The following is a 14516-nucleotide window of genomic DNA, read 5'->3' on the forward strand; positions in this document are numbered from 1 at the left end:
TTTTGTTAAATCTGATTAATTAAGGTTGGTAAACACCTACCCCTAATTCATCTTCTTTACGAGTACGTGCAATGACGGATTCTGGTGATTCATGGATACGTAAATCCATTTGATCTTCCGTTCTAACCACTTTACCACGTAGGGAGTTGGCATAAACGTCCACAATCTCAACATCAACGAACTTACCAATCATATCCGGTGTACCTTCAAAGTTAACCACACGGTTAGTTTCAGTACGACCAGAAAGCTCCATCACATTTTTACGTGAAGGACCTTCAACAAGAATACGCTGCACACTGTTTAGCATAGCTCGGCTAAAGTTCATGGCTTGTTGATTGATACGTTGTTGTAGCAGATATAAACGCTGTTTCTTTTCATCTTCGCTAACGTCATCAGGTAAATCAGCGGCTGGAGTACCAGGACGTGCAGAATAGATAAAACTAAAGCTCATATCAAAATTTACATCTGCAATTAATTGCATCGTTTTTTCAAAGTCGTCTTGTGTTTCACCAGGGAAACCGATGATAAAATCTGAGCTGATCAGAATACCAGGACGCGCTTTGCGTAATTTGCGAATGATGCTTTTATATTCAAGTGCCGTATGGTTACGCTTCATTAATGTTAGAATGCGGTCAGAACCACTTTGCACTGGTAAGTGTAAGTAGCTGACTAACTCTGGTGTATCTTCATAAACGGCAACGATATCATCAGTAAATTCTATTGGATGACTAGTTGTAAAGCGAACGCGGTCAATACCATCAATTGCTGCCACTAAGCGAATTAATTCAGCAAAGCTGCAAATTTGACCATCAAAAGTAGCGCCACGATAGGCGTTAACATTTTGGCCTAATAAGTTAACTTCACGTACACCTTGCGCTGCTAATTGTGCGATTTCAAATAACACATCATCACAAGGGCGACTGACTTCTTCACCTCGAGTGTAGGGCACAACGCAGAAAGAGCAGTATTTATTACAGCCTTCCATGATGGAAACGAAAGCAGAAGGGCCTTCTGCACGAGGTTCTGGCAGACGGTCAAATTTTTCGATTTCAGGGAAGCTGATATCGACAACGGGGCTTTTAGTGCCTTTAACCTGATTAATCATTTCAGGTAAGCGGTGTAAGGTTTGTGGTCCGAAGATAATATCGACACACTGCGCACGTTGACGAATGTATTCACCTTCTTGAGAGGCAACACAACCGCCGACGCCAATGATAATATCGGGTTTATTATCTTTAAAATATTTCCAACGTCCTAACTGATGAAAGACTTTTTCTTGTGCTTTCTCACGGATAGAACAGGTATTTAGCAGTAGAATGTCCGCATCTTCGGCGACATCGGTTAACTGATAACCGTGGGTGCTTTCGAGTAGGTCTGCCATTTTGGATGAATCGTACTCATTCATCTGACAGCCCCAAGTTTTAATGTACAGTTTTTTTATCGTCGACATTGTGTAAATCCGGTATTTTCAGTGAGACAATAGCTAATCACTGGAAAACGTTGCGTGTAATAAGCCAATAAGGCGGTTATTGTAGTCATTTGTGTGGTCAGTGACTAGAGTAAGTCGGCGCTAATTCTTTATGGCGTTTAGTTTAATCAAAATAAACTGAAACAGCGCTTACCTATTATTTAAAGTAATGAGTTATGGCATAACAATGATGAGTAATGTAAAAAACGATTTTGATGCAATCATCGCGGGTGGCGGGATGATTGGCGCTGCTGTTGCAATTGGACTGGCGCAAGAAGGATTGCGTGTCGCAATGATTGAACGACAGTCTCCAGCACCTTTTGATGCGTCATCTCATCCTGATATCCGTATTTCTGCGATTAGCTGTGCGTCCGTTAGTCTATTAAAACAACTAGGTGCATGGCAACATGTTTTGGCTATGCGTTCTGCGCCTTATCTTACCCTTGAAACATGGGAAGAAGAAAATGCTCATGTTATTTTTGATGCAAAAAGCTTAGGGTTGCCCGAATTGGGGTATATGGTTGAAAACCGTATTTTGCAATTAGCACTTTGGCAAGAAGCTGAACGTTATAGCAATATCACTTTATTATGCCCAAACAGTCTAAGTAAAATGACCTATTTAGATGATAAGTGGAAAGTAACACTTACTGATGGCAGTGAAGTGACCACAAATTTAGTGGTAGGTGCGGATGGTGCGAATTCTCAAGTACGCCAATTTGCTGGTATTGGTAGCAATGGCTGGCAATATCGCCAATCTTGTATGTTGATTACAGTAAAAACAGAATTACCACCAGAAAAGGGAACATGGCAACGGTTTTATCCTTCTGGGCCTCGGGCTTATTTACCACTTTTTGATAACTGGGCTTGTTTGGTTTGGTATGACTCGCCGGACAGAATTAGAAAACTGCAAAACATGTCGATGATGCAGTTAGAAAAAGAAATTCAACATGCTTTTCCTGAGCGATTAGGTAAAGCGACGCCTATTGCTGCGGGGTCATTCCCATTAACGCGTCAACATGCAAGTCGTTACGTTGATAAAGGGATTATTTTGTTGGGAGATGCGGCTCATACCATCAATCCTTTAGCGGGGCAGGGCGTCAATTTAGGTTATCGTGATGTAGATTGTTTCTTAGACTTAGTGGCTGAAGCTAAAAAGCATTATGAGCCTTGGGATTCAATGGCATTATTGAAAAAATATCAGCGCCGACGTATGCCTGATAACTTAGTGATGCAAGCGGGAATGGATGTATTTTATCACGCCTTTAGTCACCAATTACCGGGGTTAAAAGTCGTTAGAAATATCGGTCTTTTAGCTGCTCAACATGCAGGTAAGGCTAAAGAAGCAGCGCTACGTTATGCTTTAGGCATTAAGTAATTTAAGTAACAAAGTAATGCGATGATCTCCCCAAAGAGATCACCGCATTATTGCTAAGTGTTTAAGTGCTTAGCATGAAAGGCAATATGTTCGCCAATAAAACTCGCCACAAAATAGTAACTGTGATCGTACCCTTGATGTAAATTCAATTGATAAGGGAAATGTTTTTTGTCACAAACTTGCGCAAATAATTCAGGCTTAAGTTGCTCTTGATAGAAGGGATCGCCAGATCCTACATCAACACGCATGGGTAAGGTATGTTCTGCGCTATTAAGTAAAGCAATCGCATCATACTGTTCCCATTGTTTAGTATCCTCTCCTAAGTACGCATTAAACGCCTTTTTACCCCAAGGAACTATAGATGGTGCCACTATAGGAGAAAATGCCGATACGCTGCTATAGCGTGCCGAATTTCGTAATGCAATGGTTAATGCGCCATGCCCTCCCATTGAATGCCCGCTAATTGCGCGCTTATTCGTGACAGGAAAGTGTGTTTCAATCAGTGTCGGTAGCTCATCAACAATATAGTCATACATGTGATAATGCGCATTCCATGGCGATTGTGTTGCGTTTAAATAGAATCCAGCACCTTGACCTAAATCATAAGCACTATCATCAGCGACATTTTCACCACGGGGGCTGGTATCTGGTATAACTAAAATAATGCTATGTTGTGCCGCAAATTGTTGAGCACCAGCTTTGGTAATAAAATTTTGTTCGTTACAAGTTAAGCCTGATAACCAATATAAAATAGGGTATTTTTGCCCTTCTTCCATAGGAGGAAGATAGATGGCAAATTTCATCTCACAATTTAACACCTTTGATGTATGCTGATAAACTTCTTGCCAGCCACCAAAACAGGCGTGACGTTCAATCCTTTCCATTTTGACTCCTTTAAAAACAAAGACAAACCTATGAGGCATAGGCTTGAGGATGATTAATCGAAATGAATAACAGTTCGGATTGATTTACCTTCGTGCATTAAATCAAAAGCTTCATTAATTTTTTCTAATGGAAGTTTATGGGTAACAAAAGGTTTAAGTTCGATATTACCTTTCATTGCATCTTCAACCATACCAGGTAATTGACTACGACCTTTTACACCACCAAAAGCAGTACCTTTCCACGAACGACCCGTAACCAATTGGAAAGGACGTGTTGAGATCTCTTGCCCAGCGCCAGCCACACCAATGATGACTGATTGCCCCCAGCCACGATGCGCACTTTCTAATGCGGCTCTCATCACATTGACGTTTCCAATACATTCAAAAGTATGATCAACACCCCATTGGGTCATTTCGACAAGAACTTGCTGGATAGGTTTATCGTAATCATTAGGATTTAGACAATCTGTCGCACCAAATTGACGTGCCAATTCAAATTTCTCAGGATTAGTATCAATGGCAAAAATACGGCCCGCTTTGGCTTGTCTTGCACCTTGCAGAACAGCAAGGCCAATACCACCCAAACCAAAGACAGCGACAGAATCACCCTCTTGTACTTTTGCCGTATTGTGAACAGCACCAATACCGGTTGTGACGCCACACCCTAATAAACAGACTTCTTCGTGATTAGCATCAGGATTAATTTTTGCTAATGAAACTTCAGCAACAACGCTGTATTCACTGAAGGTAGAACATCCCATGTAGTGATAAATAGGCTGTCCATTATAGGAAAAGCGTGTTGTGCCATCGGGCATTAAGCCTTTCCCTTGCGTTGCTCTGACTGCAACACATAAGTTTGTTTTGCCTGATTTACAAAATAGGCATTCACCGCATTCTGCTGTGTACAGTGGAATAACATGATCGCCAGGTTTTACGCTAGTGACGCCTTCACCTACTTCAACAACAACGCCTGCGCCTTCATGACCCAGAATAGCAGGGAAGACACCTTCAGGATCATCACCTGAGAGCGTAAAGGCATCTGTATGGCAAACGCCAGTGTGGCTAATTTTAATAAGCACTTCGCCGGCTTTTGGTGGCATAACATCAACTTCAACAATTTTTAAAGGCTCTCCAGGTCCAAATGCGACCGCAGCACGAGATTTCATGGTGTATCCTTTTTTTGTTATTAACGCAGGTAAGTGCGGATAAGTGAAATGGCATCATCAACGGAGTTTTTTTGATCTTCAGGAGAAGCGACGGCATCCATAAGACCTTCACGTAAATGACTTTCGAGTACACCTGCCATTAAGCCATTGATAGCGCCTCGAATGGCAGCAATTTGTTGTAATACCTGACCGCATTCATTTTCATTTTCAAGAGCTGTTTCTAATGCAAGAAGTTGCCCTTTGATTTTTCTTACGCGAGTTAACGCGGCTTTTTTTTCTGCTGGTGAGTGTGGCATACATAATCCTTAAATATACTATAGGGGAGTATAGTATTTGAGTGAATGTATGTACAGAGAGATCAAAAAAGCTTGGAAAAATAAAAATGGAATTAAAAAATCGTTTTGAATGCAAGAAAGTAAAGAGAAGTACAAAGGGTAGAAGTAGTGTTTGGGGGGAAATGGAAGCGCAGAAACAAAAAAGACTCGCTATTGCGAGTCTTAATCGTTGATTTCGTGATAAACACGTTAGTAATCAATGGTGCGGGAGGCGAGACTTGAACTCGCACACCTTGCGGCGCCAGAACCTAAATCTGGTGCGTCTACCAATTTCGCCACTCCCGCAACAACTTGGAGAAAAAAAGACTCGCTTTGCGAGTCTCTCTTTCAAAATATGGCTGGGATACCAGGATTCGAACCTGGGAATGCCAGGATCAAAACCTGGTGCCTTACCGCTTGGCGATATCCCAAAAATGGTGGCTATGACGGGATTCGAACCTGTGACCCCAACATTATGAGTGTTGTGCTCTAACCAGCTGAGCTACATAGCCATATTGAATCTAGCGAAAGATGGCTGGGATACCAGGATTCGAACCTGGGAATGCCAGGATCAAAACCTGGTGCCTTACCGCTTGGCGATATCCCATCCGCTAATTCAATTGTCAACACACTTATTTATCAGAAATATGGCTGGGATACCAGGATTCGAACCTGGGAATGCCAGGATCAAAACCTGGTGCCTTACCGCTTGGCGATATCCCAACTGATAAATTCTTGACGAGGTTAAAATGGTGCGGGAGGCGAGACTTGAACTCGCACACCTTGCGGCGCCAGAACCTAAATCTGGTGCGTCTACCAATTTCGCCACTCCCGCAAAAAAGATGGTGGCTATGACGGGATTCGAACCTGTGACCCCAACATTATGAGTGTTGTGCTCTAACCAGCTGAGCTACATAGCCATCTTTTTTTTTGCATAACCTTCGTCGGCGTTGCGGGGCGCATTATGCGTATTACAGACAAATCCGTCAACTGCTTTTTGCATTAATTTTCGAGAAACGTGTCCGTTTGCTCGATGGTTAATCATTTTGTCGAAAAAAGATCCAAAAAACAACCTTGTTGATAAAAAATATACTCAAAAAGAAGAGAGTGTAAAGTGTGAATAAAAAGAAAAAACAAAGCAGTAAGAAGAGAAAGGTGAATAAATATCATTAAAATGTAGGGACAAAAAGGGATAAAAAAAGAAATGTAGTGAAAAAATCATGCAACATTTCTTTTTCTTAATCTATTACTGTTTGAATTTTAGACACATTTTCCTATTTAACTAAGAAAAAGTATTTATTTAACTCAAAAAGTATAATTTATCAGCAATAACTTACTTTTCTAATAGCTGTTGAAGCAATTCTCCGTTAAGCATTGCTCGTTTAGTTAATGCAAAAGCCCCTATTGCAGAACGATGATCAAGCTCTGATGTGACCACAGGAAGTTCTTCTCTAAATTCTTTTAATACTTGCGTATTAATACAACTTTGAATGGACGGTAGCAAAATTTCAGCAGCTTCGGTTAATTCACCCGCTAAGACAACTTTTTGTGGGTTAAATAAGTTAATTGCGATCGCAATGGCTTTACCCAAATGTAGGCCAACTTGTTTAATTGTTTCCACCGCTAATGGATCATTTTTAACCGCAGCATGACAGATATCTTGGATTTGACACTGTGTCGATGATAAATATTGGCTTGGGTAGCCTTGCTCTAGTTGATAGCGTACTTTGGCTTCAATTGCCGTATTTGATGCAATTGTTTCTAAACAGCCAAAATTACCACAATGACAACGCTCACCCAGAGGGTCTATTTGAATATGGCCAATTTCCCCAAGGTTACCGCGCTGATTGAGGAGAATTTTATTATTAATAATAACCCCTGCACCCGCACCACGGTGAATTCGCACTAATAGCGAATCTTCACAATCTCTTGTGGCACCAAAATAGTTTTCAGCTAATGCGAGGCTTCGAATATCATGACCAGCATAACATGGAAGGCTAAAGCGTTTTTCAAGACTGTTTACTAAAGCCCAATTATCCACTTTCATATGAGGCATATAGCGAACAACGCCTTTATTGGGATCAACAAGGCCAGGTAAGATCACGGAAATTGAAATAAGCTCACGAATACGACGTTGATTTTGTTTAATAAAATCATCAATTGCGTTAATAAGCAGAGTTTCAACTTCATTTTGTGTGCTTTGTTCTATGGGATAGTGTTGCTCAATGATGACCTTACCACTCAGATCATAGAGTGCGACAGTCGCATCATTGCGCCCTAGCCGCACACTGACGGTATTAAAATTACGGTGTTCAACAATGATGGAAATAGCACGGCGTCCACCTGTTGATGCTTGTTGGTCAACTTCTTTAATTAGCCCACGTTCAAGCAACTGACGAGTAATTTTAGTCACACTGGCCGGTGCTAACTGGCTTTGTTCGGCTATTTGGATACGGGAAATGGGCCCGTGTTGATCAATCAGTCGATACACAATCGCACTGTTAAGTTGTTTAACAAGATCGATATTGCCAATTTGCGTTTCAGTGTTGTTATGACTCATCAGCATAAACATCCATTAGTTATCAGTTATTTCAATACCATTGACAAATGTTGTGCAAAGGTTGAAGTCCTTGTCAAAAGAAGCAAGATTAGCAATTTTTCCAGCTTCAATTGTACCGAGTTCTTTTTCTATCCCAATCGCACGAGCGGGATAAAGTGTAGCCATTCGTAATGTTTCATCTAATGGAATACCTACATGGATCACGCTATTTTTAATCGCGCCAATCATGGTAAGTGATGATCCACTTAATGTGCCATCAGCATCGACACACAATCCATTACGATAATATATGGTTTTTCCTGCAAAAACGAAGCTATCCATCTCATTTTTATTAGGATCAAGCCCCGCAGGCGCAGTTGCATCTGTGACTAAAAGTAATTTATCGCCTTTTAAACGCTTACTATTGCGAATATTAGCCCATGAAACATGCATACCATCAGCAATAATACCTGCATAAACCTCTGGTGTATCATAAATAGCGCCAACAAGGCCAGGGCCTCTGCCGGTAATATAAGGCATTGCATTATAAAGATGGGTCGATAATGAAATTCCATTACGGAACCCTTTACGTGCTTCTTCATAAGTCGAATTGGAATGGCCTGCCGAGACAATGATACCTGCTTTGATTAATTGACGAACATACTTTTCATCAACCATTTCTGGTGCAAGGGTGATTTTTGCGATGACATCAGCATTATCGCACAAATAGTCAATCATCTGAGCACTTGGTTGACGAATAAATTGCGGATCATGCGTCCCTTTTTTAATCACATTGATGTAAGGGCCTTCTAAATGTAATCCCAGTACTTTATTTTTATGTTTTTTCATATAGGCGCGAGTTGCTTCGATGCCTATTTTCATCAATTCATCAGAACAGGTAATTAGTGTTGGTAAATAACTGGTACAGCCTAAACGCTCATTTGCTTTTTGCATGATTTCTAGCGTTTCAATGGTGACATTTTCTGGTATGTCATTAAATTGCACGCCACCACAACCATTAACTTGTAAATCGATAAAACCAGGAGAAACAATTGCACCTTTCATATCACGAACAGAGATATCTTTTGGCAGTTGATCCTGTGGGCAAACCTGCTCAATACGGGAGCCGTTAATAATAATGGCGTGATTTTCTAAACGGTCGTAACCTGTATAAATAACAGCATTTGTTAAGGCAAACATACCTTTGTCTCCTGATAAGGGAAGTCAATCTAAAAAAGCCGATATCAGCCAGTAAATTCTGGCTGATAAGTAAGAGAGCTTAGCCTTTTCCACTACTTAATCAGTAGGTACTTATTTTACTAAACTTAGTCTTGGTATTTTTGACACTCTTGCGCTTCAATCTGTTGGAAATAACGCAATGTTTTAACGCGTAATTCCATTGTGGCAGGATCATCACACACTATAATTGCTTTCGGATGAAGCTGGACACAGGAAATTGTCCATAAATGGTTAACTGCACCTTCTGTGGCGGCATGTACAGCCTGTGCTTTATTAAAGCCTGTTGCCAAAATCATTAACTCTTCAGCATCTAATAAAGTACCTACACCAACTGTCAGTGCGTATTTAGGAACATGATTTACATTATTGTCGAAGAAACGTGAATTCGCTAAACGGGTGTCTTCGGTGAGTGTTTTCATGCGAGTGCGTGAAGAGAGTGATGACGCAGGTTCATTAAAAGCAATGTGACCGTCATTACCAACGCCCCCCATAAACAGATTGATTTTGCCATAAGACTTTATTTTAGCCTCATAACGTGCACATTCTGCTTGTGGATCTTTTGCATTGCCGTTTAATAAATTGATATTTTCATCTTTAATATCAATATGATTAAAGAAGTTTTCATACATAAATGTACGATAACTTTGTGAATGATCTGATGGAATACCAACATATTCATCCATATTGAATGTCACAACGTGTTGAAAACTGATTTTTCCAGCTTGGTGTAATTCAATTAACTCTTTATATGTCGCCAATGGCGTGCCACCAGTTGGTAAACCAAGCACGAAAGGGCGATCTGCGGTTGGATTAAATTCGTTGATCTTTTCAACGATGTAATTTGCAGACCACTTACCAACTTGTTTTGCCGTGGATAGGGGGATTAACCTCATAGTAACCTCATAGAAAAAAGACAAATCTGATAATTCAGGAACATGTTATTTCATTGTGTGATTATCAGTGGCTCATCTATAACACGAATTTCTTTTCATTTTTAGTCGATGACCCAATTGTCCCGCCAAAAGATATTTTTAATCATAAAATAAGCTTTCTGACTTAGCCAGCATTTCAGCTAAAAAATATACGATATTGGTGACTTCAATCACAAATTATGACTAATTAATTTGCGATACGAAATAATTTTTTTAGACTGAAAATGGAATTAAATAATTAGCTCATCAATTTTTTTATAAAATATGAATGAGTATGAATAAGATCCCGTATAGGGGCTATCCAAGGGGGAGTTTGTGAATATTTTAAGTTATCTGCAGAAGATAGGACGGGCACTAATGGTGCCTGTTGCTACATTACCTGCAGCTGCAATTCTGATGGGGATTGGCTACTGGATTGATCCAGTAGGCTGGGGTAGCGATAACGCGCTTGCAGCCTTACTGATTAAATCAGGCTCCGCAATCATCGATAATATGTCAGTTTTGTTTGCTATAGGTGTTGCTTATGGTATGTCGAAAGACAAAGATGGTGCAGCGGCATTAACTGGATTTGTCGGGTTTTTAGTCGTAACCACACTTTGTTCGCCAGCGGCCGTTTCTATGATCAAAGGTATCCCATTAGAGGAAGTACCAGCTGCATTTGGTAAAATAGAGAACCAATTTGTGGGGATTTTAGTGGGTGTGCTTTCAGCGGAACTTTATAACCGTTTTAGCCAAGTTGAATTGCCTCTCGCACTCTCTTTCTTTAGTGGTCGACGTTTAGTTCCTATTTTAGCGTCATTCCTCATGATCATCGTTGCCTTTATTTTGATGTATATCTGGCCTGTTATTTATGGCGGATTAGTTAGCTTCGGTGAAAGTATTAAAGATATGGGGGCATTGGGTGCTGGTATTTACGCATTCTTTAACCGTTTATTAATTCCTGTTGGTCTACACCACGCATTGAACTCTGTATTCTGGTTTGACGTTGCGGGTATCAATGATATTCCTAATTTCCTTGCTGGTCAGAAATCTATCGATGCAGGCTTAGCGACAGTGGGTATAACGGGTCGTTACCAAGCTGGTTTCTTCCCTGTCATGATGTTTGGTTTGCCTGGTGCTGCACTGGCGATTTATCACTGTGCACGTAAAGAAAATAAAGCAAAAGTTGCTGGTATTATGATGGCGGGTGCATTTGCTGCATTCTTCACTGGTATCACTGAACCGCTTGAATTCTCATTTATGTTTGTTGCACCAGTGCTTTATGTTATTCACGCATTCTTAATGGCAATTTCTGTTTATATCGCTGCAAGTATGGAGTGGATTTCAGGATTTGGCTTTAGTGCAGGCTTAGTGGATATGTTCTTATCCTCACGTAACCCACTTGCTGTACACTGGTACATGCTTATTGTCCAAGGTATTGTGTTCTTCTTCATTTACTACGGTATTTTCCGTTTCACTATCACGAAATTCAACCTAAAAACACCAGGTCGTGAAGATGAAGTATCTGGTGATGAAACTGCCGATGGTTATGATGAAGATATCACAACAGCCCCTACAAATAGCAAAGAAGGTATCCAGCAAGAAGCCCGTCAATATATCGCTGCAATTGGTGGTTCTGACAACTTAACGGGTATCGACGCTTGTATTACTCGTCTACGCCTCAATGTAAAAGATTCTTCTGTAGTTAATGATACATATGCGAAACGTTTAGGTGCATCAGGTGTTATTCGTTTAAACAAGCAAAGTGTTCAAGTGATTGTGGGTACACGTGCAGAGCTTGTGGCTAACGCAATGCGTGATGTATTAACACAAGGTCCTGTTGCTGCTTATGAAGGCTCATCGGCTTCAACCGTGTCTACTGAAAAAACACCAGTAAAACAAGCTAATGCTAATGCAAAAGTATTACTTGAAATGATTGCGCCTTTTGATGGTGAAGTTGTGGCATTAAAAGATGTGCCGGATGAAGCTTTCTCAAGTGGTGTTGTAGGAGATGGGCTTGCGATTAAACCAACCTCTAAAATTGTATTGGCACCTGCAACAGGCTCGGTTGTTAAGATTTTTGATACTAACCACGCATTTTGTATTGAAACCGATAATGGCGTTGAAATCATCGTTCATATGGGGATTGATACGGTTGCATTAGGTGGTAAAGGCTTTAAGCGTTTAGTTGAAGAAGGAGCAGACGTTAAAGTCGGTCAACCTATCTTAGAATTAGATCTTGAATATCTAAACGCTAATGCTAAATCGATGATAAGTCCTGTGATTGTAAGCAATATTGATGATTTTGATCAAATTGCTGAACAAGTTACAGGTGAAGTGGTTGGAAATAAAACCGTTATCTACAAAGTATTAAAATAAATTCTATACAGATATTTAATCCTCTATAAAGAGATGGTTAAATAAGACGATAAAACGGGGAGTCTTTCAAACTTCCCGTTTTTTTATCTCTATTTTGGTAAATATCTCAGGGGTGTATTTAGCTAAGGTATTTATGAAACCTGCTTATTGGATTATAGTGGGTTAATTATGCGTTTTGCTTTGAGGAAAAAATGACCATGAATGAGGCAGATGCCCGCCCAACTAACTTTATTCGTCAAATAATTGATGAAGATCTGGCAACAGGGAAACATGATAGCGTGCATACGCGTTTCCCACCTGAACCTAATGGCTATCTTCATATCGGCCATGCGAAATCAATTTGTCTGAATTTTGGTATTGCTAAAGATTACCAGGGTAAATGTAATTTACGTTTTGATGATACCAATCCAGTAAAAGAAGATATTGAGTACATCAACTCAATTCAAAAAGATGTTCAGTGGTTAGGTTTCCAATGGGAAGGTAGCGTTCATTACTCCTCAGATTATTTTGATCAACTTTATCAATATGCGATTGAGTTGATTAATAAAGGCTTAGCTTATGTTGATGAGCTGAGCGCTGAAGAAATTCGTGAATATCGCGGTACATTAAAAGAGCCAGGTAAAAACAGTCCTTATCGCTCACGTAGCGTAGAAGAGAACTTAGCGCTGTTTGAAAAAATGCGTGCGGGTGGCTTTGAAGAAGGTAAAGCGTGCTTACGTGCGAAAATTGATATGGCATCACCTTTTATTGTTATGCGTGATCCGGTGCTTTATCGTATTAAATTCGCCGAACACCACCAAACTGGAAATAAATGGTGCATTTATCCAATGTATGATTTTACCCACTGTATCTCCGATGCACTGGAAAATATCACTCATTCTTTATGTACGTTAGAATTCCAAGATAACCGTCGTTTATATGATTGGGTGCTGGATAATATCACTATCCCTTGTCATCCTCGTCAATATGAATTCTCTCGTCTTAACCTTGAATATACTGTGATGTCAAAGCGTAAGCTGAATCAGCTTGTGACAGAAAACATCGTCAATGGTTGGGATGATCCTCGTATGCCAACGATTTCAGGCTTACGTCGTCGTGGTTATACCGCTGACTCTATTCGTGAATTCTGTTTACGTATTGGTGTAACGAAACAAGAAAATAATGTTGAAATGGCTGCATTAGAATCTTGTATTCGTGATGATTTAAACGAAAATGCACCTCGTGCAATGGCTGTTATCGATCCAGTTCGTTTAGTTATTGAAAATATGCCAGAAGGTGAAGAGATTTTAACTGCGCCGAATCACCCAAATAAACCAGAAATGGGTACGCGTGAAGTACCATTTAGCCGTGAAATTTATATTGATCGCGCTGATTTTAAAGAAGAAGCAAATCGTCAATATAAACGTCTGGTACTAGGTAAAGAAGTTCGTTTACGTAATGCTTATGTTATTAAAGCTGAGCGTGTTGAAAAAGACGAGCAAGGTGAAATCACAACCATTTACTGTACTTATGATGCAGAAACATTAAATAAAGATCCTGCTGATGGACGTAAAGTAAAAGGAGTTATTCATTGGGTAAGCATTCCACATGCTGTTCCTGCTGAAATTCGTCTTTATGATCGTCTATTTAGTGTACCAAACCCAGCGGCAGAAGATGATTTCTTATCAACAATTAATCCTGAGTCTTTAGTTATTCGTGAAGGTTTTGTTGAACGTAGTTTAAAAGATGCGGCGGTTGAAAAAGCGTATCAATTTGAGCGTGAAGGCTACTTCTGTGCTGATAAGCTATCAACAGCAGATAAGTTAGTATTTAACCGTACAGTAGGCTTACGTGACACTTGGGCTAAGATTTCTCAACAAGGTTAATTTGAACCTTATTTTGAGTTGCATTAAGTATAGTTAGCGCCAAAATTAATAGAATGCTCGGTAATTATTTATCGAGCATTTTTTTATCTATTTTCTTTTTAATGTCGTACGATTTTTCATCTATTTATATCCAGTATTTATTCTTTAGGGATCAATCAAACTTAATTTTTTCATTTAAAACGATAACTTTTTATTTGTTTCATTTGAAATAATTAACTTGTTATCACTTTATTCTTCTGTTTTTTCATAACATCTCATTAAATAAGACTGTAGTCAGAAAAGTGTGATTAAAAGCACATATTTCACATCGTTAAAAAAGTTTACTTATAAGCGCTGCTTATTATTCTTTTTAATAAAAACGAAATCTAATATTGTT

10 protein-coding genes and 7 tRNA genes are annotated in these 14516 nt (G+C 39.7%); 3 read left to right on the forward strand and 14 right to left on the reverse strand.

The features are described 5' to 3' along the window. Positions 1–19: 19 nt before the first annotated feature. Positions 20–1450, reverse strand: coding sequence for a tRNA (N6-isopentenyl adenosine(37)-C2)-methylthiotransferase MiaB (gene miaB, locus GTH24_RS05100; RefSeq protein ID WP_072070231.1), 1431 nt, complete (start codon positions 1448–1450; stop codon positions 20–22). 205 nt (positions 1451–1655) lie between these two features. Between miaB and ubiF the strand changes: the two genes are divergently transcribed. Beyond that, positions 1656–2843 carry a 3-demethoxyubiquinol 3-hydroxylase gene (ubiF, locus tag GTH24_RS05105; protein ID WP_082151830.1) on the forward strand — a complete coding sequence of 396 codons (1188 nt, stop codon included), beginning with the start codon at positions 1656–1658 and terminating at the stop codon, positions 2841–2843. 53 nt (positions 2844–2896) lie between these two features. On the opposite strand, the gene fghA is transcribed toward ubiF, so the two are convergent. The 13 genes from fghA to nagB all read right to left on the reverse strand — a co-directional run bounded on the left by fghA (position 2897) and on the right by nagB (position 9878). Further along, positions 2897–3727 (reverse strand): S-formylglutathione hydrolase, encoded by an 831-nt coding sequence (fghA, locus tag GTH24_RS05110; protein WP_164526027.1) that lies wholly within the window; start codon positions 3725–3727, stop codon positions 2897–2899. Positions 3728–3780: 53 nt separating this feature from the next. Further along, the gene (locus GTH24_RS05115; RefSeq protein ID WP_072070229.1) at positions 3781–4893 is read right to left on the reverse strand and encodes an S-(hydroxymethyl)glutathione dehydrogenase/class III alcohol dehydrogenase; all 1113 of its coding nucleotides are present in this window, start codon (positions 4891–4893) and stop codon (positions 3781–3783) included. 20 nt (positions 4894–4913) lie between these two features. Further along, positions 4914–5189, reverse strand: coding sequence for a metal-sensing transcriptional repressor (locus GTH24_RS05120; protein ID WP_036938507.1), 276 nt, complete (start codon positions 5187–5189; stop codon positions 4914–4916). A 239-nt stretch (positions 5190–5428) separates the two neighbouring features. Continuing rightward, positions 5429–5513 (reverse strand) — tRNA-Leu (locus GTH24_RS05125). A gap of 50 nt (positions 5514–5563) precedes the next feature. After that, positions 5564–5638 (reverse strand) — tRNA-Gln (locus tag GTH24_RS05130). Between the two features lie 4 nt (positions 5639–5642). Further along, positions 5643–5719 (reverse strand) — tRNA-Met (locus GTH24_RS05135). A gap of 20 nt (positions 5720–5739) precedes the next feature. Then, positions 5740–5814 (reverse strand) — tRNA-Gln (locus GTH24_RS05140). A 41-nt stretch (positions 5815–5855) separates the two neighbouring features. Further along, positions 5856–5930: transfer RNA gene (locus GTH24_RS05145), tRNA-Gln, on the reverse strand. A gap of 27 nt (positions 5931–5957) precedes the next feature. Beyond that, a tRNA-Leu gene (locus GTH24_RS05150) sits at positions 5958–6042 on the reverse strand. An 8-nt stretch (positions 6043–6050) separates the two neighbouring features. Next, positions 6051–6127, reverse strand: a tRNA-Met gene (locus tag GTH24_RS05155). A 413-nt stretch (positions 6128–6540) separates the two neighbouring features. Further along, positions 6541–7773 carry a DNA-binding transcriptional regulator NagC gene (gene nagC, locus GTH24_RS05160; RefSeq protein ID WP_082151829.1) on the reverse strand — a complete coding sequence of 411 codons (1233 nt, stop codon included), beginning with the start codon at positions 7771–7773 and terminating at the stop codon, positions 6541–6543. A 9-nt stretch (positions 7774–7782) separates the two neighbouring features. Beyond that, entirely contained in the window at positions 7783–8946 is a 1164-nt protein-coding gene (gene nagA, locus GTH24_RS05165) for an N-acetylglucosamine-6-phosphate deacetylase (protein WP_164526028.1), read from the reverse strand. Between the two features lie 125 nt (positions 8947–9071). After that, on the reverse strand, positions 9072–9878 hold the full coding sequence (gene nagB, locus GTH24_RS05170; RefSeq protein WP_115351377.1) for a glucosamine-6-phosphate deaminase: 807 nt from the start codon (positions 9876–9878) through the stop codon (positions 9072–9074). A gap of 354 nt (positions 9879–10232) precedes the next feature. Between nagB and nagE the strand changes: the two genes are divergently transcribed. Together nagE and glnS are read left to right on the forward strand one after the other, a co-directional pair. Beyond that, positions 10233–12275 (forward strand): N-acetylglucosamine-specific PTS transporter subunit IIBC, encoded by a 2043-nt coding sequence (nagE, locus tag GTH24_RS05175; protein WP_072070226.1) that lies wholly within the window; start codon positions 10233–10235, stop codon positions 12273–12275. Between the two features lie 197 nt (positions 12276–12472). Then, the gene (glnS, locus tag GTH24_RS05180; protein WP_115351379.1) at positions 12473–14140 is read left to right on the forward strand and encodes a glutamine--tRNA ligase; all 1668 of its coding nucleotides are present in this window, start codon (positions 12473–12475) and stop codon (positions 14138–14140) included. The last annotated feature ends 376 nt before the right edge of the window (positions 14141–14516 follow it).

Origin of the sequence: Proteus vulgaris, assembly GCF_011045815.1 — a bacterium.
Lineage (GTDB): Bacteria > Pseudomonadota > Gammaproteobacteria > Enterobacterales > Enterobacteriaceae > Proteus > Proteus vulgaris_B.